The sequence below is a fragment of the Microbispora sp. CSR-4 genome (assembly GCF_008033685.1).
Classification (GTDB): Bacteria; Actinomycetota; Actinomycetes; order Streptosporangiales; family Streptosporangiaceae; genus Microbispora.
In genome coordinates this window covers 110,651-136,656 of the sequence record NZ_VJVX01000014.1, presented here as the reverse complement: position 1 = coordinate 136,656, position 26,006 = coordinate 110,651, and the positions used below count along the sequence as shown (strand labels likewise).

Annotated in this window: 21 protein-coding genes; 15 read left to right on the top strand and 6 right to left on the bottom strand. The window is 71.1% G+C overall.

Features of this window, described 5'->3' with window-relative positions; translation table 11 throughout:
• Positions 1-388 (top strand): transposase (locus FLV34_RS13675; RefSeq protein ID WP_187280630.1); only part of this gene is annotated, 388 nt, incomplete at its 5' end.
• A 228-nt stretch (positions 389-616) separates the two neighbouring features.
• On the top strand, positions 617-2,329 hold the full coding sequence (locus tag FLV34_RS13670; protein WP_147943256.1) for a hypothetical protein: 1,713 nt from the start codon (positions 617-619) through the stop codon (positions 2,327-2,329).
• A 189-nt stretch (positions 2,330-2,518) separates the two neighbouring features.
• Here the strand turns inward: FLV34_RS13670 and FLV34_RS42395 are convergent, their stop codons facing one another.
• Positions 2,519-3,421 (bottom strand): VOC family protein, encoded by a 903-nt coding sequence (locus FLV34_RS42395; RefSeq protein ID WP_147943255.1) that lies wholly within the window; start codon positions 3,419-3,421, stop codon positions 2,519-2,521.
• A 437-nt stretch (positions 3,422-3,858) separates the two neighbouring features.
• On the opposite strand from FLV34_RS42395, the gene FLV34_RS13660 reads away from it, so the two are divergent.
• The 3 genes from FLV34_RS13660 to FLV34_RS13650 all read left to right on the top strand — a co-directional run bounded on the left by FLV34_RS13660 (position 3,859) and on the right by FLV34_RS13650 (position 7,449).
• Positions 3,859-5,676 (top strand): tetratricopeptide repeat protein, encoded by a 1,818-nt coding sequence (locus FLV34_RS13660; RefSeq protein WP_187280629.1) that lies wholly within the window; start codon positions 3,859-3,861, stop codon positions 5,674-5,676.
• Between the two features lie 93 nt (positions 5,677-5,769).
• A complete protein-coding gene (locus tag FLV34_RS13655) occupies positions 5,770-6,438 on the top strand; it encodes a HEAT repeat domain-containing protein (RefSeq protein ID WP_142645674.1) in 669 nt (222 codons plus the stop codon).
• A 6-nt stretch (positions 6,439-6,444) separates the two neighbouring features.
• The gene (locus FLV34_RS13650; protein WP_142645673.1) at positions 6,445-7,449 is read left to right on the top strand and encodes a MerR family transcriptional regulator; all 1,005 of its coding nucleotides are present in this window, start codon (positions 6,445-6,447) and stop codon (positions 7,447-7,449) included.
• Here the strand turns inward: FLV34_RS13650 and FLV34_RS13645 are convergent.
• From FLV34_RS13645 to FLV34_RS13630, 3 genes are read right to left on the bottom strand one after another with little or no spacing between them, the layout of a single operon-like run.
• The gene (locus tag FLV34_RS13645; protein ID WP_147943253.1) at positions 7,427-8,113 is read right to left on the bottom strand and encodes a hypothetical protein; all 687 of its coding nucleotides are present in this window, start codon (positions 8,111-8,113) and stop codon (positions 7,427-7,429) included. The two genes, FLV34_RS13650 and FLV34_RS13645, sit on opposite strands and share 23 nt — an antisense overlap.
• Positions 8,110-9,579 (bottom strand): MFS transporter, encoded by a 1,470-nt coding sequence (locus FLV34_RS13640; protein ID WP_222709497.1) that lies wholly within the window; start codon positions 9,577-9,579, stop codon positions 8,110-8,112. The genes FLV34_RS13645 and FLV34_RS13640 overlap by 4 nt, the downstream gene beginning before the upstream one ends.
• The gene (locus FLV34_RS13630) at positions 9,576-10,139 is read right to left on the bottom strand and encodes a helix-turn-helix domain-containing protein (RefSeq protein ID WP_222709496.1); all 564 of its coding nucleotides are present in this window, start codon (positions 10,137-10,139) and stop codon (positions 9,576-9,578) included. Before FLV34_RS13630 ends, FLV34_RS13640 begins: the two co-directional genes overlap by 4 nt.
• Before the next feature lie 157 nt (positions 10,140-10,296).
• Here FLV34_RS13630 and FLV34_RS13625 point away from each other — a divergent pair, with 157 nt between their 5' ends.
• Positions 10,297-10,734 carry an ester cyclase gene (locus tag FLV34_RS13625; RefSeq protein WP_142645671.1) on the top strand — a complete coding sequence of 146 codons (438 nt, stop codon included), beginning with the start codon at positions 10,297-10,299 and terminating at the stop codon, positions 10,732-10,734.
• 158 nt (positions 10,735-10,892) lie between these two features.
• Here the strand turns inward: FLV34_RS13625 and pntB are convergent, their stop codons facing one another.
• On the bottom strand, positions 10,893-12,299 hold the full coding sequence (gene pntB, locus FLV34_RS13620) for a Re/Si-specific NAD(P)(+) transhydrogenase subunit beta (RefSeq protein WP_147943252.1): 1,407 nt from the start codon (positions 12,297-12,299) through the stop codon (positions 10,893-10,895).
• Positions 12,300-12,301: 2 nt separating this feature from the next.
• Entirely contained in the window at positions 12,302-13,897 is a 1,596-nt protein-coding gene (locus FLV34_RS13615; RefSeq protein WP_147943251.1) for a Re/Si-specific NAD(P)(+) transhydrogenase subunit alpha, read from the bottom strand.
• A 402-nt stretch (positions 13,898-14,299) separates the two neighbouring features.
• Between FLV34_RS13615 and FLV34_RS13610 the strand changes: the two genes are divergently transcribed.
• From FLV34_RS13610 to FLV34_RS13570, 9 genes are all read left to right on the top strand, one after another.
• Entirely contained in the window at positions 14,300-15,541 is a 1,242-nt protein-coding gene (locus FLV34_RS13610) for a sensor histidine kinase (RefSeq protein WP_142645668.1), read from the top strand.
• Positions 15,538-16,212, top strand: a complete 675-nt coding sequence (locus FLV34_RS13605) for a response regulator transcription factor (protein WP_142645667.1) — start codon at positions 15,538-15,540, stop codon at positions 16,210-16,212. The genes FLV34_RS13610 and FLV34_RS13605 overlap by 4 nt, the downstream gene beginning before the upstream one ends.
• A gap of 544 nt (positions 16,213-16,756) precedes the next feature.
• Positions 16,757-17,557: an alpha/beta fold hydrolase gene (locus FLV34_RS13600; protein ID WP_142645860.1), complete on the top strand. Its 801-nt coding sequence runs from the start codon at positions 16,757-16,759 to the stop codon at positions 17,555-17,557.
• 50 nt (positions 17,558-17,607) lie between these two features.
• Entirely contained in the window at positions 17,608-18,720 is a 1,113-nt protein-coding gene (locus FLV34_RS13595) for a DUF3500 domain-containing protein (protein WP_147943250.1), read from the top strand.
• 312 nt (positions 18,721-19,032) lie between these two features.
• Entirely contained in the window at positions 19,033-20,841 is a 1,809-nt protein-coding gene (locus tag FLV34_RS13590; protein ID WP_147943249.1) for a gamma-glutamyltransferase family protein, read from the top strand.
• The gene (locus FLV34_RS13585; RefSeq protein WP_147943248.1) at positions 20,838-21,755 is read left to right on the top strand and encodes a YoaK family protein; all 918 of its coding nucleotides are present in this window, start codon (positions 20,838-20,840) and stop codon (positions 21,753-21,755) included. Before FLV34_RS13590 ends, FLV34_RS13585 begins: the two co-directional genes overlap by 4 nt.
• The gene (locus FLV34_RS13580; RefSeq protein WP_142645663.1) at positions 21,752-23,152 is read left to right on the top strand and encodes an MFS transporter; all 1,401 of its coding nucleotides are present in this window, start codon (positions 21,752-21,754) and stop codon (positions 23,150-23,152) included. Before FLV34_RS13585 ends, FLV34_RS13580 begins: the two co-directional genes overlap by 4 nt.
• Positions 23,149-24,375, top strand: a complete 1,227-nt coding sequence (locus FLV34_RS13575) for an FAD-dependent monooxygenase (RefSeq protein ID WP_142645662.1) — start codon at positions 23,149-23,151, stop codon at positions 24,373-24,375. The genes FLV34_RS13580 and FLV34_RS13575 overlap by 4 nt, the downstream gene beginning before the upstream one ends.
• Before the next feature lie 404 nt (positions 24,376-24,779).
• Complete coding sequence (locus FLV34_RS13570) at positions 24,780-26,003, top strand: hypothetical protein (RefSeq protein WP_261985768.1); 1,224 nt, start codon at positions 24,780-24,782, stop codon at positions 26,001-26,003.
• Positions 26,004-26,006: the final 3 nt, after the last annotated feature.

Below are 26,006 nucleotides of genomic sequence, written 5' to 3'. Positions count from 1 at the left end.
GGACAAAGACCACGCCCTGGCGGCGGTGAAGGCGTTCCAGGCCGCTTACGGGGCCAAGTACGGCAAGGCCGTGGCCAAGGTCGTCGACGACGTGGACGAACTGCTGGCCTTCTACGACTTCCCCGCCGAGCACTGGGTGCATCTGCGCACGACCAACCCCATCGAGTCGACGTTCGCCACCGTCCGGCACCGCACGAAAGTCACCAAAGGCCCCGGATCCCGGGCGGCCGGGCTGGCCATGGCCTTCAAGCTGATCGAGTCAGCCCAGGCCCGCTGGCGCGCGGTCAACGCCCCCCACCTCGTCGCCCTGGTCCGCGCCGGAGCAACCTTCGTCAACGGCAAGCTCGTCGAACGCCCCGACGATCAGCCCTCACCAGCAGCTGCTTAGGAACTCGTGATCCACAGGTCTTGACGATTGCTCGTGCGCGCCCGGGTTTCCGGAGAAATCGATAGCGAAATCTGCGGTCGTGGAGTCCGATCGGCGTGACGGGACCGTTCGTCGTTTCGCTGTGTCCGGCCGTACGGCAATGCCACACTAAGATCGCATCTTGTGTCTCCGAATAGCTTTTCGCGAATTATCAGGATTTGCGTAGTCGGCCTGGTTCTTGCGGCGGCGGTGACGGGGCTGGTGCTCGGCGACGCCTGGCTCTGGGCCGCCGTCGAATGGACGCCGCCGGCCTATGCGGAGTTCTTCGTACGCGACGGGTTCGACACCCCGATGATCGTGGTGCTGCTCGTGGCCGCTCTGGTGAAGGCCGCGCTGCTGTGGCTGATCCTGCGCGCCCCCGCGCCGGGACCGCTGGATAGTCAGGCGAAGGCACTGCGCCGGCTGCTCTATCTGGCGGTGGCGTGCACCCTCGTGCCGTGGTACTCGATCGCGCTGCTTCCCGGCGCGGTCGACGCGGCGTTCCAGCTCGCGTTGTGGACCGCGATCAACGTCCTCTACCTGCTCGTCATCCGCTGGCGGTCCCGCATGCTGCGCGCGGTGGCCGGGGTGATGTACGCGGTCGAGCTGGTGGGGATGGCCGACGAACTGCTCGACGAACTCGACCTCCCGCGGCTCGGATCGGGCACCATCGTCGAACTGACGTTTCTGGCAGGCGGAGCGGCGGCGATCGCCATCACGGTCGTCGGACAGTGGCGCGACGGCCGGTGGAGCCGCGGCACGCAGGCCGCCGGATGGCTGTCGGTGGGGGTCTGCGCGCTGGCGATCCCGCTCAACGTTCTCCTGGGGAGGATCTCCGGCGGCAGCCTGGCGGCGGTGGTCATCATGGACGCGGCGGCGCTGATCAGCAGCGTGTGGATCGCGGCGACCGCCCGTGAAATGCCCGCCGAGGGCACTCAGACGGACCTGCCGCCCGCGCGGCGGCGCGTGATCCGTGTCGCGGTGGTGGCCGTGGCCGTACTGCCGGTCATCGCAGCGATCCACCCGGAGGCGACCCCGCACCTCACCTACACCGGCTGGTCGGTGGACTGCTATGACCGGCCCGCATTCGGCGATCTGAAACCTTCGGAACGGGACGCCGCGTTCCTGTGCCGGGCGCGGAGCAGGGAGGGCGGAGTGCCGCCCGTGTTCCCGGACAGCGTGTCGGACCAGGAGATCCTCGCGTACGGGCGGATGCTGTGCCATGCGAAGGACCGCGACGAGGAGCACGCGATTCTCACCCGGGCCGGGAGCGCGCGGCCCGCCTGGGGCGCGGACCCGTGGGACCTCGTCTACGTCTGTCCCGAGATCGTCGGCGCGACCCATCCGGAGCTGCTGCGGTCGACCACGGAGATGCAGGAGGCGGACGCCGCCTACGTCGCCGAGCAGAACGCGAGGTGCCGCGACCCGTGGCCCCGGACGAAGGGTGTCGTCCAGGTCACGGCCAACTACTTCCTGTTCGTCGACGGCGATCCCGGCTATCTGGTCTACGACCCCGAAGACGAAGCGGCCGAGGAGACGGCGGAGCAGGCGATGGACAGGGTCTTCGACGACGACGCCGGCATCGGGGTGGCCGGCAGCGCGGTGCTCGTCGGCCATGTCGCGGATGTGGCCGATGTCTGCCTCACGGTGAAGGCCTTCCGCACCCCGCCGCCGCGGCGGACGGCCGGATGGGATCAGGTCAACGAGGTGCCGATCGTCAGCCGCAGCGGCAGGCTCACCGTGCCGGACATAAGCGAGGGCGGAGAGGTGGGCGCGGGTGCCCCGATGCCGAACCTGGCGATCAACGGGAAGGGCCGCTACCGGCTCCGTGTCTACGTGCGGGTCGACGATTCGGAGGAGGAAGAGCACCTGATCGTCGTCTTCCCGGGCACGTCGAGGAAGAGGCTCACGCTGAAGTCGTGAACGGTCGAGGCCCGAGCATGGGCGGCGCCGTTTCCGGTACGGCAGGCCGGGCGTGCGCTGTGCCGTTTCCCGTACGGCAGGCCGGGCGTGCGCTCGAATGCGCCGACGGCCTGCCGTACGGTCTCCTGGACAAGACGCCTGCACCATCTCGCGGGCCGGGGTGCCGGAGCCGACGTCAAGGACTCTTTCTCAGTCGTAGGTGGAGATCTCGATGAGGTTGTGGTCCGGGTCGCGGACGTACAGGCTGGTGATCGGGCCGAGCGCGCCGGTCCTGGGCACCGGACCTTCTTCGATGAGTACGCCCGAAGCGGTCAGATGAGCGGCCACCTGATCCAGGGGCGAGTGGGTGATCAGGCAGAGGTCGGCGCTGCCCGGCACGGGGTGGAGGGCGTGCGGCCGGATCTCGTGCCCGGCCTGGTGCAGGTTGATCTTGCTGGAGCCGAAGACGAGCGCGTGGCGGCCGTCGCCGAAGGTCACCGGCTCCATGCCGAGGGCGTCGCGATAGAAGGCGATGGCGCGGGGGATGTCGGCCACGGTCAGGACCAGGTGATCGAGGCTCGCGATGCGGACGGCGAAGGTCTCCTTGACGGCCTCCCAGGCGACCGGTGGCAGCAGGTCCCGGTTGCGGGCGAAGAACGCGTGCAGCGCGGCTGCGTGCTCGGTGCGGATGTCCGTGTTGTGCCGGGCGACGTCGATCTCGTTCGCGGCCGTGATCAGCATGAACGCCCGGAGCTCGGCGTCGGAGGGGTCGACCGTACGGCCCGTGAAGCGGTCGGCGAAGCGCAGGGCGGGATAGGTGGCCGCACGGTCGCAGGATGCGTAGAGATATACGAGCGCCTCGGCCGGGGCCCCGACCACCTCGGCCAGCGCGGCGCGATCGGCGAGGTCGAGGAGCGGGTGGTCGAAGCCGTCCGTGCCGTAGGCCGCGTGGCGCAGGCCGGCGAGCTGGACCTCTTCCGGCGCGCCCCAGTCCTTGAGCCGGGCGGCGACGCGCCGCAGGTGTTCCAGGAGCGTGCCCCCGGGGTGGGGGAGCCCGGCGGCGCCCTTGGAGGCGAGGAATGCCGTCGAATCCGTGAAGGTATCCGCTGTCATGTTCGCCTTGTATACACCGGCGGGTGAGAGCGGCCCGGGCAGGGGCACTGATGCTTCGGCCTGCTTCCCTGGGCCGAGCACGGAGGCCGAGCACGGAGGCCGAGCACGGAGGCGGGGCACGGAGGCGGGGCACGGAGGCCGGGGCACGGAAGCGGGGCACAGGGGCGAGCACTGAGCCGGGCACCGAGGGCGCCGCTCTGATCGTTTCAGCGGACGGCCTTGCCGCCCTGGGCAATCTTCCTGGTCAGGCCCCTTGTGCCGGGTGGCGCGGGCCGCCGTCGGTACCGGGTCAGATCAGTGCGGCGTACAGTCCGGGGCGGTCCACGATTTCCGGGAACGCCCGCCTTCTGCCTCGTCGCGGACGCCCGGAAAGCCGGCGTGGGAACGCCGGCGGGACCGGGACGCCCGTCAGCGACGACGCTCACTGGAGGCGTGTGATGACGCCCGCTCGCCCGGCCGTTCGCCGTGGTCCTCGTTACGCGGCCGCACCCGCGAGCGCGATCGGAGCGCGGAACTCTTCCCTGCCGTGGCAGATTCTGTTCCTGATCGTCGCGGGGACGTTCGCCGTGCACGCCAACGGCCTCGGCAACGGCTTCATCTATTTCGACGATCCCGAAGGCGTCGTGGACAACGTCTCCATCCGGGAGTTCAGCGCGGCCAACATCGGCTATTGGTTCACCACGCCGCTGCAGTTCATGTACACGCCGCTGGTGTACGTGTCGTACGCGATCGACTACATGTTCGGCCATGGCGCGATCGGCATGTACCACTTCACGAACCTGATATTGCACCTGGCCAATGTGGTGCTGGTGTTCCTGCTCTTCCGGCGGCTCACCGAGCGCGCTTTCCCGGCCTGTTTCGTCGCGGTGGCCTTCGCGATCCATCCCGTGAACGTCGACACGGTCGCCTGGATCTCGGCCCGCAGCAATCTGCTGGCCACGCTCTTCTCGCTGGCCGCGATCTCGCTCTACGTGCGTTATCTCGAGTCATGGCGATGGCGGCCGCTGGTCTGGTCGGTGGTGCTGTTCGGGCTGGCCGCGCTGTCCAAGTCGACCGCCGTCGCGCTTCCCGTGGTGTTGTTCCTCGTGGACTTCTGGCTGGGCCGCGGGCCGAGCCGGCGTCTGTTCCTGGAGAAACTCCCGTTCTTCGTCATCGCCGCGATCACGGTGCTCGTCGGGCTGGACGTACGGCAGGACGTGGTTCCACAGGGCGGATACACCGTGGTCGACCGGATCCTCCTGACCTGCTCGGCGCTGGTCGACCACCTTGTGCAGTCGGTCTATCCGGTGCACCTGTCGTTCGCCTACGAATACCCCCGCACGCCCTTCCCCTGGTATTTCTCCGTTTTCCCGCTCGTGCTCGCGGCCGGGATCGCCGCCGCGTGGCTGGTGAGGCCGGCGCGCAGAATCCTCGTCTTCGGGCTCGGGTTCTTCGTGGTCACCATCGCGCCGACCCAGGCCGTGCTTCTCATCGACGGATATCACGCGAACCGATATGTGTATCTGCCCTATCTCGGTCTCTTCCTCGTCTTCGGATATCTCGTGGACGCGGTGCTCCGGGGGCGTTATCGCGTGCTGCGGGCCGGTGCGATCGGGGTGACGGCGGTGTTCGCGATCCTGTTCGCCACGCTGACCGTCATCAGGAACACGGCCTGGAAGAACACGGAAACCATCATGAGCGACGCCATCGCCAAAGAGCCGGGCATCGCGTTGGCGTACAACAGCCGGGGCATCGCCAGATTCCGCGGCGGAGACTACACGGGCGCCACATCGGATCTGGAACGCACGGTGAAACTCGACCCGGACTTCGTCCTGGCGCACCACTATCTCGGCCTGATCAGGTATTACAACGGCGACTACACCGGGGCACTCCAGGAGCTCGACTATGAGGTGTCGCGGCTTCCGACCTTCGCGGTCGCCTACAGCGAGCGCGGCAAGACCAAGATCGCGCTGCGGGACTACTCGGGCGCGTACGCCGACCTTTCCACGGCCCTCACCTATGACCCGCAGCAGGCGGAGGCCTACTACTCCCGGGGAGTGGCCGGGATCGGGCTGGACAAGCCGCAGGAGGCGATATCCGATTTGAACGCGGCGATCGGACTCATGCCCGAATATGCCGACGCCTACTATCAGCGCGGGGTGGCCGAGTCGCGGCTCGGCGACACCGGCGCCGCCTGCGCCGACTGGAACACGGCGGCGTCCCTCGGCAACCCCGACGCGACCACGTCCCTCACCGACAACCACTGCGCCGGTTGACCGTACGGCCACGGGCGGGCTGCGCTTGACCTTGACTCCGCTTGACCTTGACACAGTGACAAGCTCTTCACTGTGGCCGAGGAGGTGGTCGCGATGACCACGCAGGAAGGCGACACGAACACGGTGCGCGTTCTGCACGCGCTTGAGGACGGCGACTCGTCGGTGCGGCTGAAGGCGGTGCTGGCGGTCGGCACGGCCCCGGACCAGAGGCTGGTCGGCAAGCTCATCGAGCGCTGCGCGGTCGAGCCCGATTTCTACGTGCGCGACATGCTCACGTGGGCGCTCACCCGCCATCCGTCATCGGTGACGGTGCCGAAGCTCGTGGACGAGCTGCGCTCGGAGCGCGCGCAGGCGCGCAGCCAGGCGTTGCACACGCTCTCGAAGATCGGGGACCAGAGCGCATGGCCGGCGATCACACGGGCGCTCCTGACCGACACCGACGACGAGGTGGCGCGGAGCGCCTGGCGGGCGGCGGTCGTGCTCGTGCCCGATGGTGAAGAATCCGAACTGGCCGGGGTGCTGGCGACACAGCTCGGACGCGGCGAACGCGAGACGCAGCTGAGCCTGAGCCGTGCCCTGGCCGGGCTCGGCGAGGTGATCAAGCCGATCCTGCGCGAGGCGATGACGAGCCGCGACGAGCGCGTACGCCGGCACGCGATCGCCACGGAACGGCTGCTGCGCGATCCGGACGCGGGATTCGAGTTCGCGATCGAGGAGGCGAAGCGCGTCGCGGTCCTCGGCGCGGCAGGGCAGGAGGAGTGACATGCGGTGTTGATCGGCGAGGTGGCACGGCGGTCGGGGGTCAGCGCCCGGATGCTCCGGCATTACGAGTCGCTCGGCCTGGTGCGGCCGACGGGCCGGAACGAGGCCGGCTATCGGGAGTATTCCAGCGACGACATCGCGCGGATCTTCCACATCGAGAGCCTGCGGTCGTTGGGGCTGTCGCTGCGTGAGGTCGGGCGCGCGCTGGACGATCCCCGATTCACGCCCTCGGAACTCGTCGACGACCTCATCCGCCGTACGCGCGAACGCATCGCGGCCGAGACGGAGCTGCTCACGCGGCTGCGCCGGATCGGCGCCGCCGAGCCCGCCGGTTGGGAGGACGTGCTCCGGATCGTGGCGCTCCTCCAGGCCCTGGGGTCGGAGAGCGCAGGCAAGCGCCAGCAGGCGGCCCTGGCCACGGCCGAAGAGGCTTCGGCGCCCGTGGAGGCGCTGGCCGAGGCGGCGTTGAGCGAGACGGACCCGAACGTCGCCGGTGCCCTGCGCTGGGCCCTGGCGCGATCGGGCGATGACGCGGTGGCGCCGCTCGCGGAGGGCCTCGGCTCACCGGCCGCCGAGGTGCGGAGGCGCGCCGTCCAGTCCCTCGCCGAGATCACGGGAGAGGCGGCGACCGCGCTGCTGCAGGACGCTCTCACGAACTCCGACGCCGAGGTCCGCAGGCGTGTGGCTCTGGCGCTCGGGGCACGCGGGGTGGCCGAAGCGGTGCCGACGCTCATCGACATGATCGTCGAGGGGGTGAACGACGTCGACGCGGCCGACGCGCTGGGCGCGCTGGCGGCCGATCCCGCGCTGACGGATCGGATCGCCACCGGGCTCGTCGGCCGCCTCGCCCAGGGCGGCGTCGAACCGTCCGGACGCCGGCGGCTGACCCAGGCGCTCGCCGACATCCCTGGCGACATCACCTCACGCGCCCTGGCCGAGCTGTCGCACGACGACGACCGGGCCGTCGCACTCACCGCGACCTACCTGCTCACGCTGCGCAGCGGGCAGTGACGTCTGAAGCCGGCATCAACGCCGGGCGTCGCTCCCACGCGCATTGAGGCGCCCGGCAGGGCAGCGTGGCTCCTCTCCGGTCGTCGGAGTCGAAGTGCACGCCGGTGACATCCTCCAGCCACAGGTGCAGCTCGGGCAGGTCTCCCGCCTGCGGGCCGGCGTCGTAGCGGCGCGGCACGATCAGGACGAGTGACCCGGTCAGTCGCTCGCCGGCACGTTCGATCAGCAGGGAGCGGACCTCCCCGGCGGCGACGTCGTAGCCGGTCGCGAGTTCGAGCGCGGCCTCGGCTGTCAGCGGCCTGGCCGAGGGAGTCACGTGCCCTCGGAAGTCTCTGGTGCGCCGGGGCCTCGCTATGGGCGGCGGCAGTGATCGCTCCAGTGGGTGCCCCGCCGCCGCGGCCTGCTCGACCATCCAGCTCCGCCGCTCCGGCCCGAAATCGGCCATCCAGCTGAGGGCCGCGCGGGCACGCCGTTCCCGCCCGATGGACGTGCGGGCGGTCGCGGCGTGGAACAGGGGGAAGGTGTTGTTGTCCCAGACGTCCGCGACCTCGTTGACGGTTCGCCGGTCGTACGTCCGCGCGTCCGCCGAGGCCTCCGCGATCTGTAGGAGCGACCTGTCGAGCAACGCGCCCAGGGCGCGCAGCGCCGTCCCTCGTCTGATCATTCGCACGGGATATCACGATCGGCCCGACCAGTGCGCAGGGCTGGGCGCAGGGCAGGGCGCAGGACCGGTTCCGCACGACGGCGCCGGGCGGGGAAGTCGCGCAGCGGACGGAGCGGGCTGAGCAACAGGATCGCGACCGACAGGAGCTGGACGACGGCCATAGAGATCATGGTCTCGCGTACGCCGATCGCCTCGCCGAGCAGGCCGCCGAGCAGCCCGCCGAGGGGGATCGCGCCGTAGTTCAGGGCCGAGGTGCTCGCGGTGATCCGCCCGAACATGCCGGCCGGGCAGTAACGCTGGCGGAAGGTGCTCGTCAGGATGTTCGAGGCCACGACGCCCAGACCGGTGCCGAAGCCCGCGGCGGCGAAGAGCGCCAGTCCCGCGCCGCCGGTGCCGATCGGCCCCAGCAGAGCCATCGGCGCGGCGAGCGCCTCGCACATCAGGAATCCCCGCGCCGGTCCGAACCGCGTGGCCACCCGGCCGGACAGCGCGGCGCCGAACAGGCCGCCCGAGCCCGCCACCGCCAGCACCACGCCCACCTGTGCCGCTCCCGCACCGAGATCCCGGGTGAGGAACACGACCTGGATCGACGCGTAGCCCATCAACGCGATGTTGGACGTCGCGCCGAAGGCGGTGAGCGTACGCAGGTATGGATCGTGCACGACGAACCGCAGCCCGTCGCCGATCTCCGTGCGCAGCCGCCGTCGCGCGCCGGTCTCCCGGCGAGCCTCGCGTGTGCGCACCGAACGCAGGCACAGGACGGCGATCGCGAAGCTGACCGCGTCGGCCAGCACGCCGCTGACGGCGCCGAACCACTGCGCGAGCAGCCCGGCCAGCCCGGGACCGGCGATCTGCGCGGCCGACTCGCTGCCCTGGAGCATGGCGTTCGCCTCCAGCAGCCGGTCACGCTCGACCAGGGCGGGCAGGTAGGCCCGGTAGGCGAGGGTGAAGAACACCTTCGCCGCGCCGGCCGTCGTCGCCGCCACGAGCAGGTGGGTCGTGGTCAGCGCGCCGAGCCAGGCCGCGATCGGCACGCCCGCGAACGCCACCATCGACACGGTGTTGCACACCAGCATCACCGGCCGTTTCGGCATCCGGTCGACCCATGCGCCCGCGGGCAGCCCGACCAGCAGCCACGGCAGCCAGGCGGCCGCGGTCAGCAGCCCGACCGCCAGGGGGCTCGCGTGCAGGGTCACCACGGCGACCAGCGGAAGCGCCACGCCGCCGACGGAACCGCCGAGCGTGCTCGTCGTCTCGCCGATCCAGAGCAGCCGGAAGTCGCGCGTGCCCAGCAGGCCGCCGCGTACGGCCGGCGTCGTGGTCACGGGCGGCGTGGTGGATTCGGGCGGCGTCGCGGTCGCGGTCGCGGTGGGTTCGGGCGGTGTGGTGGGTACGGGCGGTGTGGTGGGCACGGGCGGTGTGGTGGGTACGGGCGGTGTGGTGGGTACGGGCGGTGTGGTGTTCACGGCCGGCCTGGTACGGCGCGGGCGGTGAGGAAGACCAGCTTGCGTTCCTCCCCGTCGTCGGGGACCTCCCGGTCCGCCAGCGAGGTGAACAGGGCGAGGATCTTCTCCTCCAGCTCGGCGAGCTCGGCGACGGACAGCCTCGCCCAGTGGTCGGTGGTGAACGCCGCTCGCCGCCACGCCTCCGGGTGGCCGTCGCGCTCGGCGAACCACTGCCGGGCGAGCGCGGTCTGCCGCTCAAGCACGAGCGATTCGGCCGCCGCGGCCACGGGATCGTCGGGGAAGTCCGACATCGACCAGCTGATGACGTCGGCTGACCTGCGCCCCCAGCGTTCCCGCCGGTCACGCGCGAGCTCGGGCACCTCCTCGACGAGCTCGCTCGCGGCGAGGACCTTGAGGTGATGGCTGATGTTGCCGACGGCCTGCCCGGTCCTGTCGGCCAGCACCGACGCCGTCGAGGGCCCATCCACCCGCAGGATGTCGAGCAGCCGCCGGCGCAGCGGGTGGGACATCGCGGCCAGCACCTTCGAGTCGCGTACGTCACGCGTGGGGCGATCACTCACCCGCTCACCCTAGTCGCACAAGAGTCGTTGTGCAACAGCTCTTGTGCATCTGTGCGGGTGAGCCGTCTTTGCCAAGGCAAGGCCCTATGGGAACCAGGAGAAAACCACTCTTTGCGTAAATTAAGAACCCGAGATTTCGACGCATCGAGGGTGCCCTATGGCTACTTTCTGGGACCTCAAGCACTGGTTGACCGACGCGATCAACATGCACGACATCCGGGGAATACTCGCCTGCTACAGCCCCGGCGCCGTGTATGTCACGCCGTCAGGCGTGGCGGAGGGCCACGACCAGATCGCCTGGATGTACGAGCAGTTCTTCAGGGCCTTTCCGGACTTCCGCGCGACGGCCTGGTTCGAGCTCGGCGACTGTGAGAACCCCGCCGTCACGGAATGGACCTATACCGGCACCCATGAAGGTCCTCTTATGTTGCCGGACGGACGCGAGATAAGGGGAACAGGCCGTCACATCACCATCCGCGCCACCTGTTCGACCTTCGTCCACGACGATAAGATCGTCACGCACCGCGAATACTTCGACCAGCTGGAGCTCTACAGCCAGCTCGGCTTCGGGCTGACGAAGATCGAGCACGGGTGACCGGGGCCGGGAGGCATCGCCCTCCCGGCCCGGATCGTCGTCCGCCCGAAGGCGGTCCGCGTCGGACGGCCGCAGGTCAGAACGATCGCTGGTCAGGAACGATCGCTGGTCAGGAACGATCGCTGGTCAGGAACGATCGCAGGTCCGGCGGTCGCGGGTCAGAGCGCGGAGACGATCTCCTCGACGCGCTGCCGGGCGTCGCCGAAGAGCATCCTGCTGTTGTCCCGGAAGAACAGGGGGTTCTGCACCCCGGCATACCCCGTGGCCATCGACCGTTTGAAGACGATCACGTGCTCCGCCTCCCACACGCGCAGGACGGGCATCCCGGCGATGGGGCTGTCCGGGTCCTCGACGGCCCCGGGGTTGACGGTGTCGTTGGCGCCGATGACGAGGACGACCGAGGTGGTGGCGAAATCGTCGTTGATCTCGTCCATTTCGAGGACGATGTCGTACGGCACCTTGGCCTCGGCGAGCAGGACGTTCATGTGACCGGGCAGGCGTCCGGCGACCGGGTGGATGCCGAAGCGCACCTCGACGCCGCGCTCCCGCAGCCTGCGGGTCAGCTCGGCGACCGGATACTGCGCCTGCGCGACCGCCATGCCGTACCCGGGGGTGATGACGACCGACTTGGCGTCCTTGAGCAGGTCGGCGGTCTCGACGGCGGTGATCTCCCGGTGCTCGCCGTAGTCACGGTCGCCCGCGGGGCCCGCCTCGATGCCGAAGCCCCCGGCGATCACGGAGATGAACGACCGGTTCATCGCCTGGCACATCACGTACGACAGGTAGGCACCGGACGAGCCGACGAGCGCGCCGGTGACGATCAGCAGGTTGTTGTCGAGCAGGAACCCGGACGCCGCGGCCGCCCACCCGGAGTAGCTGTTGAGCATCGAGACGACGACGGGCATGTCGCCGCCGCCGATGGAGGCGACCAGGTGCCAGCCGAGCAGCAGCGCCACGACGGTCAGGGCGACGAGCAGCCCGAGGTTCGGGGAGGCCACGAAGAGCACGGTCAGCACCGCGAACGCCCCGAGCGCGCCCAGGTTCAGGGAGTTCTTGCCCGGCAGCATCATCGGGCGGGAGTCGATCCGGGCCGACAGCTTGAGGAACGCGACGATCGACCCGGTGAAGGTGAGCGCACCGATGAACACGCCGATGGACACCTCGGCGTGATGGACGCCCAGCAGCGAGCCGGGCAGCTCGGCCCGCGCCCCGCCTCCGTTCTCGACCTCAAGGAAGCCGTTCCAGCCGACGAGCACGGCGGCGAGACCGACGAAGCTGTGCAGGATGGCGATCAGCTCCGGCATCGCGGTCATCTCGACGATGCGGGCCCGCCAGAGCCCGATGGCGGCGCCGATCGCCATCGCGACCAGGAGCAGGACCACCGCGAGGGCCGCGGAGCCGTCCGCGGCGAGGACGACGGTCGCGGCGAGCGCGATGACCATGCCGGAGATGCCCGACACGACCCCGGAGCGCGCGGTCTCGTGCTTGGACAGCCCGGCGAGGCTGAGGATGAACAGCAGGGCGGCGACGATGTAGGCGGCCTGCGCGGCCGTGGAGAGGGTCACGGTCAGCTCCTCGTGAACATGCCGAGCATGCGCCGGGTCACGGCGAAGCCGCCGACGATGTTGATGCTCGCCAGCAGGATGGCGACGAACGACAGGACGGCGACGACCGCGTGGCCCTGGCCGATCTGGAGCAGCGCGCCGACCACGATGATCCCGGAGATGGCGTTGGTGATCGACATCAGCGGCGTGTGCAGCGCGTGGTGGACGTTGCCGATCACGTAGTAGCCGATCACGATCGACAGCACGAAGACGGTGAGGTGCTCGATCAGCGCGTTCGGCGAGAAGGCGGTCAGCAGGAACAGCGCGACGGCGACGGCGGCGGTGACCAGATGGCGTCGCCGTCCGGGCGGCGACGGCGGTCGCCCGGCGGGAGCCGCGGCCGCTTCCCGCACCGTTCCCCGCCCCGGGGCGGAGGCGTCGGTCGCGGGGGCCGTGGGGGAGGGGGTCGTGGGTGCCGCGCTCACCGGAACGGGCGGTGGCGGCCAGGTCTTCTCGCCGTCGCGGACGACGGTCATAGCGCGCTGCACGACGTCGTCGAAGTCCAGGACGAGCCGGCCGTCCGCGCCGGGGGTGAGCAGCTTCATCAGGTTGACGAGGTTGGTGCCGTAGAGCTGTGACGCCTGCGCCGGCAGCCGTCCCGCGAGGTCGGTGTAGCCGATGATGGTCACGCCGTTCTCGGTGACGACCGCCTCCCCGGGCCGGGTGCCCTCGACGTTCCCGCCCTGCGCGGCGGCCATGTCGACGATGACGCTGCCCGGGCGCATGCGCGCCACGTGCTCGGCGGTGAACAGCCGGGGAGCGGGACGCCCGGGGATCAGGGCGGTGGTGACGACGATGTCCACGTCGGCGGCCTGCTCGGCGTACATCTCGGCGGCGCGGCGGTCGTAGTCGCGCGAGGTCTCCCGGGCGTACCCGTCCGTGCTCGCCGCCTGGACGACCCCGACGTCCAGGAACTCCGCGCCCAGCGACCGCACCTGCTCGGCCACCTCGGGACGGGGGTCGGTCGCCCGCACGATCGCGCCGAGGCTGGCCGCCGTGGCGATGGCCGCCAGCCCCGCCACGCCCGCGCCCGCCACCAGGACCTTGGCCGGGGGGACCTTCCCCGCCGCGGTCACCTGGCCGGTGAAGAGCCGCCCGAACGCGTGCGCCGCCTCGATGACGGCGCGATAACCGGCGATGTTCGCCATCGAGCTCAGCACGTCGAGCGCCTGCGCGCGGGAGACGCGCGGCACGGCGTCCATCGCGAGCACGGTGATCGGCCGTCGCGCGAGCGCGTCCACCAGATCGGGGTTGGCCGCCGGGCCGATCAGGGAGACGAGCGTGGCTCCGTCGTGCAGGGCCGTGATCTCGTCCGCCGTCGGCGCGTTCACCTTGAGCACGATGTCGGCGTCCCACGTCTCCTCACGGCCGGCGATCCGCGCCCCGGCTTCGGTGTACGCGTCGTCGGTGAAGCCCGACCGTCTGCCTGCTCCCGATTCGACGATCACCTCGTAGCCGAGCGAGACCAACTGCGGGACGGTGGCCGGGGTGGCCGCCACCCGGGTCTCGCCCGGCGCCGATTCGGCGACCACGCCCAGGCGTTGTGCTGAGTGACTCATCACGATCCTTTCTGTCGTGCGGGCAGTCGGGTTGGCCGGCCCTGCGGTCGCCGCCGTCCTCCGCTCACTCGTGGGTCGCGGTGATATGGAACGGCGGCATGCCATGCGTCGCCGTACGGGCGGCGGTGAAAGGGATGGATGCGATTTGATGGGAATATCGGGGAAATTGTCCCGACTTTGCGTGGTACGGATCAAGGTGTATCTGCCGGTGGCCGTCCACACGGTATGACGACGATCTCTCGCGCGCAGGCGTTCGTCATCACGGCGCCGCATCGGGTCCTGTCCGGCGCCGCCGGCGAACCCCCGCGCGCCGCCGCCACGCCCGCCGGCAGGGGGGCGACGCCGGGTCTGTCCCGCTTTCACATGTGTCCTGACCTCGTGTTAAGCCCCTAGGCTGTCTCCATGACCTCAGTGAAGGAGGGAGGCCCGCACGCGCTGTTGGCGGGGTCGTCCCGCCCGTGGGTTCGGCTGCTGCCTGGGGTTGTGGCGACCGTGTTGTGCGTCTGCCTGCTTCCGGCGACGAGCATCCTCCTCACCAAGTACTACGGACTGATCGCCGTCGCCGGGACCGCGCTGGCCATCGCACAGGTCGCGCCGCTGCTGCTGGCCGTCGTACGGCCGCTGCGAGCCTGGTATGTGATCTTCACGGCCGACGTGGCCGGGGCGCTCGCCCTGCTCACCGTCGATTTCCCGGAACGGCTGCTGTGGCCGTTCCCGTCCGTGGTGATCGTCGGATATGTCGGACTCTGTCTCGCTCTGGGTCTGAGCGAGCGGCGCCGGACGCTGCTGCTGGTGTGGCTGGCCACGGCGGCCGCGAACGTGACGCTGATGTTCTTCGCACCGCACGGCGCCGGCGCCGTGGACCTGTCGTTCACCGCCCTCGGCGGCCTCGCCCTGCTGGTCGCCGTCGCGCTGCGGGAACGGGCCGAGGTGCAGCGCAGGCTGGTCGAGCAGGAGACGATCAGCGAGGCCGAGCGCGCGCGGCGGACGCTGCTGGAGGAGCGGGCCCGGATCGCCCGCGAACTGCACGACGTGGTGGCGCACCACATGTCGGTCATCACGGTGCAGGCGGACAGCGCCGAATATCGCCTCGACCGGCTGCCGCCGGACGTGCGGAAGGAGTTCGCGAACATCGCCTCGACCGCGCGCAACTCGCTCGGCGAGATGCGGCGCCTCCTCGGCGTTCTGCGCAACGAGGAGACGCAGGACGAACTCTCGCCCCAGCCGGGCCTGGCCCAGATCGACCAGCTGGTGGACGCGACCTCGCGGGCGCACGTGCCGGTGGAGTTCACCGCCTGCGACGTGAAGGTCCCCGAGTCGGTGGGCCTGTCCGCGTACCGGATCGTCCAGGAAGCCCTCGCGAACGTCGTGCGGCACGCACCCGGAGCGCACACGCAGGTGTCCCTGTCGGTGTCGGAGCCGGCCGAAGGCGAGGACGGCAGGCGGCTGGCCGTCCTGATCGTCAACGGACCGTCGCCTGAGCCGCGCGCCGTACCGCTGGAGCCGAGCGGCACCGGACACGGACTGGTCGGCATGCGCGAGCGGGTGCGGCTCGTCGGCGGCACCCTCGATGCCGGACCACTGCCGGACGGAGGCTTCCGAGTGGCCGCCCGGCTCCCCTTGAACGAAGAGGACTTCACGTGACGATACGAGTCGTCGTCGTCGACGACCAGGCCATGGTGCGGGCCGGCTTCGCGGCACTGCTGGCCGCCCAGAGCGACATCGACGTGGTGGGCGAGGCGTCCGACGGCGCACAGGGCGTCGAAGTGAGCCGGCAGACCCGTCCTGACGTGGTGCTGATGGATGTGCGCATGCCCGTCATGGACGGCCTGGAGGCCACCCGCAGGCTCCTCTCGCCCCCGCCGGGGGTGACCCACCGGCCGCGTGTGCTGATGCTGACCACGTTCGACGTCGACGACTACGTGTACGAGGCGCTGCGGGCGGGCGCGAGCGGCTTCCTGCTGAAGGACGCGCCGCCGGACGACCTCGTCGCGGCGGTCCGCATCGTCGCCAGAGGCGACGCACTGCTCGCGCCGTCCGTGACGCGCCGTCTCATCGCGGACTTCGTCAAGCAGCGTCCCGCGGCCCGCGGCAAGCCCGCGCTGCGGCTGAAAGAGCTGACCGAACGCGAGACCGAGGTGCTGACCCTGGTGGCGCGCGGTTATTCGAACCAGGAGATCGCCCGGGCTCTGGTGCTGGCCGAGCAGACGGTCAAGACGCACGTGAGCCGCGTGCTGACCAAGCTCGACCTGCGCGACCGCGCCCAGGCGGTGGTCTTCGCCTACGAGTCGGGACTGGTGGCTCCCGGCGAGTGACACGGCCGCACCGCCATCCCCTACGGCGGTGGCGCCCGCGAGGCCGTCCCCGGACTCACGTGCCCGCGAGGCCGTCCCTGGACCCATGTGCCCGCAAGGCCCACGTGCCCGCGAGGTCGTCCCCGGACCCATATATCCACGACGGCGCCGGATGGCGGCCGTCCCGCGTGGCTGCCTGAGGTGGCCCTGCGTGGGTGGGCGCGCGGGCTGACCACCCCTGATTCCGCCCTTCCTGTCTCGCCTGCCCGGCTGTCCCGTTCTTCTCGCCTGCCCGCCTGCCCGCCTGTCTCGCTTGTGGCGTCCGGCGCCGCGCCGGCGCTCCGGCACACCCGCGACACCCCCTACCGCGGTATCACCTTCGGCTTGGCTCTCAGGTGTGACGCCGGACGCGTGGCCGTCGGCCCAGACTCCTTTCCAGCCGTTGCACCCGCCCCGGGGGTGAAAACGGGGTCCTTTCCTGGCTCGACGCCAGATTTCTGTTGCATATCAGACAAATGTTCGACTTGTGCCACCGACGCCATCCACCAGGAGGTCCGCAGTGACGATGCCCGATGACACGACCGCACCCGCCGACCCGGCCACGTCGATCGTACGGGCGGGTGACCTCGAGGTCGGGATCATCGACAGCGGGTCCGGCGTGCCGCTCGTGCTCGTGCACGGCGGAGAGAGCGACCGCACCCAGTTCACGGCACTGCGTGCCCATCTCGGCCCGGGGATCCGGGTCATCTCGTACGACCAGCGTGACTCGGGAGTGACCGTCAACCCGCCGGTTCTCTACACGATGTCCGACCTCGCCGACGACCTCGTTCACCTGCTGGACGCGCTGGACCTCCCCTCCGCGCACCTGCTGGGCACGTCCTTCGGCGGCGCTGTGGCCCAGCACGTCGCTCTGCGGCATCCCGAGCGGGTCGCCTCCCTCATCCTGGTCGCCACCTCACCGAGCTACTTCTTCGAAGGCGCGGCGATCGACGAGCTGTTGTCCATGACCCACGAGGAACGGCAGCGCTCGGCGGTCGAGTTCTTCTTCACCCCCGAGGGCCGGCCCGCGCAGGGTGGCCGGGTCAATGTGCTCACCAAGCGCAGCCCCGACAAGAACTCCCGCCGTGAGCATGTCATCAGGCAGCACGAGGTCCGGGACCGGCTGGCGGAGATCTCGGTGCCCACCCTCATCGTGCACGGCACGGAGGACCGGCTGGCGCCGTACGCCGGTGCGGTCCTCATGGAGCAGCAGATTCCGAACGCCCAGTTGAAGGCCATCGAGGGTGGACGCCACGCGATCGCGCAGGAGTTCGCCGACAGGATCGCGCTGTGGGTGCGCGAGTTCCTGGGAGTGGACGCGACATGACCACCGCCACCACACCCCCCACACGTACGCAAGCAGGAGGGGATCAAGGCATGACAGACGCAGCGCGCGAGGTCGCGGACCTGATGGCCAAGGCGGCCCGGGAGTGGCTCGACTCCCTGGACGCGGAGCAGCGCCGGCTGGCGGTCGGACCGGCGCCGGGCGCGGGGGAGGCGGCCGAGGCCGAACGCACCACGTGGTACTACACGCCCACCGACCACGGTGGCCTGACGTTCTCCCGGCAGCGTCCCGCCCAGCACCGGATGGTGATGCGGCTGGTCGCGAGCGGACTGTCCGAAGCCGGGTACAACACGGTCGCCACCGTCATCGGCCTGGAGAACGTGCTCGACCGCGTCGAGGACTTCTCGGTGTACTGGGGCAGGGAGCGGTCCCGCGACCCGAACATGTACTACCTGCGGGTCTTCGGGGAGCCCGGCGGGACGGAGCCGTGGGGCTGGCGGTTCGGCGGCCACCACGTCTCGCTCAACTTCCTCGTGCTCGCCGGGCGGGTCACCGCCACCACGCCCATGTTCATGGGCGCGGACCCGGCCGCGTCACCCCTGCTCGGCGGCGCGGCCCTGCGCCCGCTGGGAGCACCCGAGGACCTGGCCCGCGAACTGGTCCGCTCCCTGCGGCCGGAGGCGGCCGAGCGCGCCATCCTGCTGCCGCGGCCGCCGTACGACGTCGTGGCGGGCAACAGCCCCCGGGTCGACGACCGGGTGATCACGCGCCGTGAGCTGTGGCAGCCCGACCAGAACGTGCCGGACCGCCCCGACCAGCCGCACACGTTCCTGGACGACGCGGAGCGGCGAGCGGTGTCCCTCACTCCGCCGCTCAAGGGGGTGCCCGCCGCCGAGCTCGACGCCGGGCAGCGTGAGCTGCTGCGCGCCCTGCTCGGCACCTACCTCGGCCGGGTGCAGGACGGCATCTCCCCGCTGTCGCGCTACGACGACCCGGCGCAGCTGGACGCCGTCCACTTCGCCTGGGCCGGCTCGACGGAGCCGGGCGAGCCGCACTACTACCGCCTGCACGGCCCGCGGCTGCTCGTCGAGTGGACCAAGGTCCACCGCGGCGCCAACCACGCCCACGCCGTGTGGCGGGATCCGGAGACCGACTTCGGCGGCGACGTCCTGGCCGCCCACCACGCCGCCCACCACGCGTCCTGAGCCGGCGGCGTCCCGGGCCTGCGGCACACCGGTGCCCTGGTCCGGCGCCCCGGCCCGCATCCTGGCCCCGCCCCCTGACCCGGGCCCCCTGACCCGGGCCCCCTGACCCGGGCCCCCTGACCCGGGCCCCCTGACCCAGGCCCCCTGACCCAGGCCTCCTGACCCGGGCCCCCTGACCGGCACATGGGCCCCGGCCCTCATGTGACCACCCCGCGCCACCACATGACCCGAGCCCCCGCGCGTCCACGTCGCCACGGGGGCCGGGCCGGCGCGTCCCCCGATCCACCGCGTGCCCCGAACGGAAGGTGACCCATGGCCGGTCAACACCGCGCGCAGACCGATCTCCCTCACCAGACTCGCCCCACGCTGCGCGGATCCTTCGGCATGTCCGCCTCGACCCACTGGCTGGCGTCCGCGACGGCCCAGGCCGTACTCGAACGGGGCGGCAACGCCTTCGACGCGGCCACCGCGGGCGCCTTCGTGCTCCACGTGGCCGAACCCCACCTGAACGGACCCGGCGGTGACCTCGTCGCCGTGCTGGCCACCGCGGAGGACCCCACCCCGCGCGTGCTGGCCGGACAGGGCCACGCCCCGCGCGCCGCCACGATCGAGCACTTCCGCGCCGAAGGGCTCGACCACGTCCCGGGCGCGGGCGCCCTGGCCGCCGCCGTTCCCGGCGCCGTCGACTCCTGGCTCTGGCTGCTCGCCGAGCACGGCACCTGGGAGCTCGCCGACGTCCTGGCCTACGCGATCGAGTACGCCGAACGCGGCGTGCCCGTCGTGCCCCAGCTTGCCCGCGTCCTGGCCACGGTCGAGGACCTCTTCCGCACCCACTGGCCGACGTCGTACGCGCTGTGGATGCCCGAGGGCCGTGTCCCGCAGCCGTACGACAACCTCGTCAACCCCGTCTACGGCCGCACCCTGCGCCGGCTGGTCGCCGAGGGCACCGGCATGACGCGGAGGGCACGGATAGAGGCCGCGCGACGCGCCTGGCGGACCGGGTTCGTGGCCACCGCCGTGGAGGAGGCCGCCGCCGTGCCGCACCGGCACTCGTCGGGCACCGTCCACGCCGGAGTGATCACCGCCGCCGACTTCACCGACTTCGAGCCCCGTCTCGAACCCGCCGTCACCGCGCGCTTCCGGGGGATCACGGTGGCGAAGGCGGGCCTGTGGTCCCAGGGCCCCGTGCTGCTGCAGGCCCTCACCCTGCTCGACCACTTCGATGACTCGCGAATCGATCCGTCGACCGCCGAGGGCGTCCACACCATCATCGAAGCCCTGAAGCTGGCCATGGCCGACCGGGAGGCGTACTACGGGCACCTGGACCCGGCGGACGCCGAGGAGGTGGTGCGCCGGCTGCTGTCCCCGCAGTACAGCGAGGAGCGCGCCGCACTGATCGGCCCGGCCGCCTCCACCGAGTTCAGGCCCGGCGACATCGGCTTCAAACCGTACACACCGCCCCTGGAGACGCGCCGGAACGCCGTGCAGGCCGATGGCGTGGGCGAACCCACCGTGCAGCAGACCGGGCAGACCCGGGGCGACACCTGTCATATCGATGTCGTCGACCGCTGGGGCAACATCATCTCCGCCACGCCGTCCGGAGGCTGGCTCCAGTCCTCCCCGGCCGTGCCCGAGCTCGGTTTCGCGCTGGGCACGCGGCTGCAGATGACCTGGCTCGACCCTGCCGCGCCCTCCCGCCTGGAACCGGGCAGGCGCCCGCGGACGACGCTGACGCCCACCCTGCTGCTGCGCGACGGCGTTCCCGTGGCCGCGCTGGGCACCCCCGGCGGCGACCAGCAGGACCAGTGGCAGCTGCTGTACCTGGTGCGCACCCTCGCTCTGGGCTTCGACCCGCAGCAGGCGATCGACGCACCCGCGTTCCACACCACGGCGGTGCCGAGCTCGTTCTGGCCGCGGACATGGACACCGGGCGGGCTGGTGATCGAGGAACGAGCGGACCCGGCGGTCATCGACGAGCTGCGCCGGCGGGGCCACGACGTGACCGTCTCCGGGCCATGGAGCCAGGGCCGGCTGTCGGTCGTCACCCGTGATCCGGACAGCGGCGTCCTGGGGGCGGCGGCCAACCCGCGCGGCGCCCAGGGATACGCGGTGGGCCGATGACGGGCCGTGCGGCCGGGGCCGGGACGGTGCTGCGACGGGTGTCCCTTCCCGGCCTGATGCTCGCGCTCACCTTCGCGACGGGCGTCGTCGACGCCGTCGGATATCTGCGCCTCGACAGGGTGTTCGCGGGCAACATGACCGGCAACGTCGTCATCCTCGGGATGGCCGCCACGGGCGTGACGGACCTGCCGGTGCTCGGCCCCGCCGTGGCCCTCGTGTGCTTTCTCGCCGGCGCGGCGCTGGCCGGGCGGGTGCTGCGCACCGCCGCCCCGGGCTGGAGCGCCCGGTGCACGGGGCTGCTGACCGGTGTCGCGCTGGTCCTGGTGGCGGTGGCCCTCGTCCTGGTCGCCGTCGGGGCGGATGCCGCGCCCGGCCTGCGCCCGGCGATGGCGGCGGCGCTCGCCCTGGCCATGGGGATGCAGGCGGCGACGGCCCGCCATCTGGCGGTGAAGGACGTCACCACCGTGGTGGTCACCTCCACCCTCACCGGGCTCGCGGCGGACTCCCGGCTGGGCGCGGCCCGCTCCCAGGGTGCACTGCGGCGGGCCGCCGCCGTCATGTGGATCATCCTCGGCGCGGCCGCCGGCGCGGCGCTGTGCCAGGTGAACGAGGGCCTCGCGGTCGCGGTGGCGGCGCTCGTCGTCCTCGCTGTGAGCGGCCTCGGTGATCTCACCACCCGATCCGATTCCCACTTGGCTCCGGCCGCGACCGGACCGGCCGCCTCCCCGGCTCCGGCCGCGACCGGACCGGCCGCCTCCCCGGCTCCGGCCGCGACCGGACCGGCCGCCTCCCCGGCGGCCGGTGACGCCTCCACACGGCCGGTCGTGCGCGAAGACAACGGCGTCCCGCGCACGACCGGCATTCAACTCGCCCGGCAGCAAGAAATCCGGCAGCAAGAAAAAGGATGCCAATGACCACACCCCCCTCCGCCTCGCCGGTCCGCATGAGCAGGGCCGCCGTGGCGGCACTTGGACTGCTGGCCATCTCCGTCGGCTCACTGGAGTCGGTCGTGTCGCCGACGCTGCCGCTCCTGCAACGCGAGCTGAACATGAGCCCGGCCCAAGGGGCGCTGCTCAACATCATGATCCTCATCACGGGTGCGCTCATCACTCCGATCGCCGGCACGTTGGGCGACCGCTACGGCGGCAAGCGGATGCTGATCCGGCTCATGGCCGTGGTCTCGGTGGGAGGCCTGACCTCCGCGCTCGCGCCCAACCTGCCGGTGCTGCTGGTCGGTCAGCTCCTGCAGGGGGTGATGCTGGGCTCGTTGCCCCTGACGTTCATCGTGGTCCGCAAGAACCTGCCGACGGGCGCGGCCAAGGCCGCCATCGGGCTGGTCAGCGGGATGTTCGTGGGCGGCTCGATGGTAGGGCTGCTGGCCGCCGGCCCCGTGGCCGAGTCGCTCTCCCGGCACTGGATGTTCGCGTTGCCGACCTTCGCGATCATCGTATTCACCCTGCTGGTCGGCAAGCTGATGCCCGGCGACGAGCCAAGCGGCTCGCACGGCTCGGGCATCGACTGGCCCGGCCTGCTGCTGCTGAGCGGCACTCTCGCCACCCTCATCCTCGTGCTGGTGCTGGCGCCCCAGGCGGGCTCGGCGCCGGTCGTCTTCGGTGCGCTCGTCGTCGTGCTGGTCGCCTTCGCGGCCGGGTGGGTCGCCGTGGAACGCCGCGCCGTCGCGCCCATGATCGACCTGCGGATGCTGGCACGCCCCATGGTCTGGAAGTCGTGCGTGGTGACGTTCGTGATCTGCCTCGGCACCGCGAACGGGGCCTACCTCGTGCCGCAGCTGCTCGACGTGTCCGGCGACGGTTACGGCTTCGGGGCGTCTCCCACCACCATCGGCCTCGTCCTCCTGCCCGGCGCGGTGGCCGCGACGCTGGCCGGGCCGATCGGCGGGATCGGGGAGCGGCGCTTCGGCCCGCGCACGATGACCATCATCTCGACCGTCATGATGGCTTTCGCCCTGCTCGGCCTGAGCGCCGTGCACGGCGAGATCTGGCACATCGTGGTCGGCAAGGCACTGATCGCGCTCGCCAACGGGCTGTGTGTCACGGCCATGATGACCGGCGTCGCCTCCTATGTCGACGAAGGCGACACCGGCATCGCTACCAGCGTGCTCCTGGTGACCCGCGCCCTGGGCTCGGCCGTCGGCGCCATGCTCGGCGGCGCGCTCCTCACCGCCAATACCGTCGCCGGCTCCGGCGTACCGGCCGAGTCCGGCTTCGTCACCGGCTTCGTCATCGCAGGCATAACCGCGGCGCTGTGCCTGCTCGTCGTCCGTACCATGCACGAAGGAGTCAAGGCATGACCCTCACCGACCAGCCGAACCACGGCCGTGTCACGCCCGCGCGCACCGTCCTGGTCTCCGGAGCCAGCATCGCGGGTCCTACCGTGGCGTACTGGCTCAACCGCTACGGCTACGAGGTCACCGTCGTCGAGAGGGCGCCCGCGCCGCGCAGCGGCGGCTACCCCATCGACATCCGCGGCACCGCCTTGGGCGTCGTCGAGCGCATGGGCCTGCTGCCCCGGCTGCGGGAGGCGCACATCGAGATGGAGCGGATGACCTTCTACGAGGGAGAAGGCGACGTGGTGGCGACCCTGCGCCCGCAGAGCGTCACCGGCGGCGTCGCGGGGCGGGACCTGGAGGTGCGGCGCGGCGACCTGACCGATGCGCTGTACGGGTCGGTCCGTGACGACGTGGAGTTCCTGTTCAACGACTCCATCGTCAGCCTGGACCAGTCCGGCCACGGGGTCGACGTCACCTTCAAGGGGGGCGGCAGCCGCACCTTCGACCTGGTGATCGCCGCGGACGGCATGCACTCGCACACCCGGGAGCTGGTGTTCGGACCGGAGGAGCCGTTCCACCGCTACCTCGGCTACTCCTTCGGCATCCTCTCCATGCCCAACCTCCTCGGTCTCAAGAACGAGGTCGCGATGTGGAACGACCCGGGCAGGGCCGCGGCCTTCTACGCGACCGGTGACGAGGTGAACGCCCTCCTGACCTTCGCCTATCCCGAGACGCCGTTCCACGCCTTCGGCAACCTGCAGGCCCAGCGCGATCTGATCAGCGAGATCTTCGCCGGTGTCGGCTGGGTGGTGCCGGACATGCTGGCCGCGCTGCGGGAGGCGGACGACCTGTTCTTCGACGCGGTCGCCCAGATCCGCGCGCCCCGCTGGTCCAGTGGCCGTGTCGCGCTGGTCGGCGACTCCGCGTTCGCGCCGTCGTTCCTCACCGGGCAGGGCACCAGCCTCGCCCTCGTCGGCGCCTACATGCTCGCGGCCTCCCTCGCGCATGGGGACTACGTGGAGGGCTTCGCCGCCTACGAGCGCGACACCCGTGGTTTCGTCACCGCGAACCAGGACCTGGTCGGTGAGGGCCGCATCACCCTCATGCCGACCACCGCCGAGGACCTGAGGCGGCGCGACGAGAGGCTGCGCAATCTCAGCGAGATGCCGCCCTCGGAGGGGAATCCGGTCCATTCGGCGCTCGTCCTGCCCGAACCCCCGGTCGTGGAACGGCCGTCGCGGTAGGCCATCGCTCCCGCCTCCTCAGCCGCGCCGTCTCCTCCGCCGGGCTGTCTCCTCAGCCGCGCCGTCTCCTCCGCCGGGCTGTCTCCCAGCCGGGATGCCGTTCAGCGGGCGCTCGCTTCACCGGGCGCTGCAACTTTCATCCGGGGCGCCGGTCGCTCCGGCTCGTCACGGGTGAAACCCGAGGTCATCGCGGCTCGCGCGGACGGCTCCGGAGCCCGCTCTGGCGCGGCGCCGCGCGTGATTGACATCATTGCCGATCATGGGCGCGACCGCCCGCCGCGTACGGCCCAGAGGGAGTGACAGCGGTCCGGGAGGCGGGCCCGCTTCGGGGCGGTAAGGCACCGTGCTCCGAAGCGGTGGGGCACCGCGCGGCGATGACCGGCGGGCGCGAGAGGAGACGGCACGTGACGGCTTTCGTCCAGGAAGCTGAGCACGACCCCGAACGCGGGGAGCGACCCGGGCCGGACGAGGAGGCTCCGGGGCAGACGGGTCTCCCCGGTGGCGAGACCGCCGCCGAACCGCTGTGGCGCAGCGCCACCGTCCGCGACGCCCTGCTGCTGTGGGTGGGCACCAGGGCGGGCATGCTCCTCGTGGCGCTCTACGGCGTGCTGATCGTCTCCGGTCAGAACCACGCCCCGCTGCTGGAGCGGTGGAAGTTCTGGGACGTCGACCTGTTCCGGAAGATCGCGCAGTTCGGCTACGACGGCGACCCCAACCTGGAGCCCGACCCGGGGCTGCCGGCGTTCTTCCCCGGCCTGCCGCTGGCGCTGCGGCTGGTGCACCTGGTGGTGGACGACTGGACGCTGGCCGGGCTGATCATCTCCTTCGTCGCCGGTGCGGTGGCCGTCGTGGCGCTGGCCAGGCTCGCCGACCTGGAGGGGCCCGCGGGTGCGGGGCGCTGGGCCGTACTGGCGCTGCTGCTGTGTCCCCCCGCCGTCTTCCTGTTCGCAGGCTATTCCGAGGCGCTCTTCCTCGCCTTCGCGCTGCCCGCCTGGCTGGCGGCCCGCCGCCGCGCCTGGCCGCTGGCCTGTGCCCTGGCCGCCGGGGCGTCCTGCGTACGGATCACCGGCCTGTTCCTGGCCGTCGCGCTGATCGTCGAGTTCGTGGTGAGCCGCATCAGGAGGGACGGCTGGGCGGGCTGGTGGCGGGGGGCCTGGCTGGCGCTGCCGTTCGCGCCGATCCTCGCGTACGCCGCCTACCAGTACTCCCGTACGGGGGACTGGCTGGCCTGGAACAACGCGCAGCTGACCGGGTGGGGACGCAAACCCGTCTGGCCCTGGGAGGCGTTCCGCACCACGTGGGACTCGACCGGCGGTGACGAGGGGTTCGGGCCGATGTTCCGGCTGGAGATCGCGGCGGCCATCGTGGGGGTGCTGCTGCTCGTCTGGCTGCTGGTCACCCGCCGCTGGGCCGAGTTCGTCTACGTCGGGCTGCAGCTGGGCGCGCTGGTGACCTCCACGTTCTACATGTCGATCCCCAGGTCGGCGCTGCTGTGGTGGCCGTTGTGGGTGCTGATCGGCAGGGCGGGCGCCCGACAGCGATCCGTGATCATCGTGTACGCCGCGGTGATCGGGCCGCTCATGGTGCCGATGCTGATGTCCTTCCTCAACAGCTCCTGGACCGGCTGAGCC

What these genes read in the sequence shown, in the direction of transcription:
- FLV34_RS13600 (WP_142645860.1), top strand. Translation starts at nt 16,757, where the DNA reads ATGCCCGATGACACGACCGCACCCGCCGACCCGGCCACGTCGATCGTA.
- FLV34_RS42395 (WP_147943255.1), bottom strand. Translation starts at nt 3,421, where the DNA reads ATGACAGCGGATACCTTCACGGATTCGACGGCATTCCTCGCCTCCAAG.
- FLV34_RS13575 (WP_142645662.1), top strand. Translation starts at nt 23,149, where the DNA reads ATGACCCTCACCGACCAGCCGAACCACGGCCGTGTCACGCCCGCGCGC.
- FLV34_RS13595 (WP_147943250.1), top strand. Translation starts at nt 17,608, where the DNA reads ATGACAGACGCAGCGCGCGAGGTCGCGGACCTGATGGCCAAGGCGGCC.
- FLV34_RS13585 (WP_147943248.1), top strand. Translation starts at nt 20,838, where the DNA reads ATGACGGGCCGTGCGGCCGGGGCCGGGACGGTGCTGCGACGGGTGTCC.
- FLV34_RS13645 (WP_147943253.1), bottom strand. Translation starts at nt 8,113, where the DNA reads ATGATCAGACGAGGGACGGCGCTGCGCGCCCTGGGCGCGTTGCTCGAC.
- FLV34_RS13580 (WP_142645663.1), top strand. Translation starts at nt 21,752, where the DNA reads ATGACCACACCCCCCTCCGCCTCGCCGGTCCGCATGAGCAGGGCCGCC.
- FLV34_RS13590 (WP_147943249.1), top strand. Translation starts at nt 19,033, where the DNA reads ATGGCCGGTCAACACCGCGCGCAGACCGATCTCCCTCACCAGACTCGC.
- FLV34_RS13660 (WP_187280629.1), top strand. Translation starts at nt 3,859, where the DNA reads ATGACGCCCGCTCGCCCGGCCGTTCGCCGTGGTCCTCGTTACGCGGCC.
- FLV34_RS13610 (WP_142645668.1), top strand. Translation starts at nt 14,300, where the DNA reads ATGACCTCAGTGAAGGAGGGAGGCCCGCACGCGCTGTTGGCGGGGTCG.
- FLV34_RS13655 (WP_142645674.1), top strand. Translation starts at nt 5,770, where the DNA reads ATGACCACGCAGGAAGGCGACACGAACACGGTGCGCGTTCTGCACGCG.
- FLV34_RS13615 (WP_147943251.1), bottom strand. Translation starts at nt 13,897, where the DNA reads ATGAGTCACTCAGCACAACGCCTGGGCGTGGTCGCCGAATCGGCGCCG.
- FLV34_RS13625 (WP_142645671.1), top strand. Translation starts at nt 10,297, where the DNA reads ATGGCTACTTTCTGGGACCTCAAGCACTGGTTGACCGACGCGATCAAC.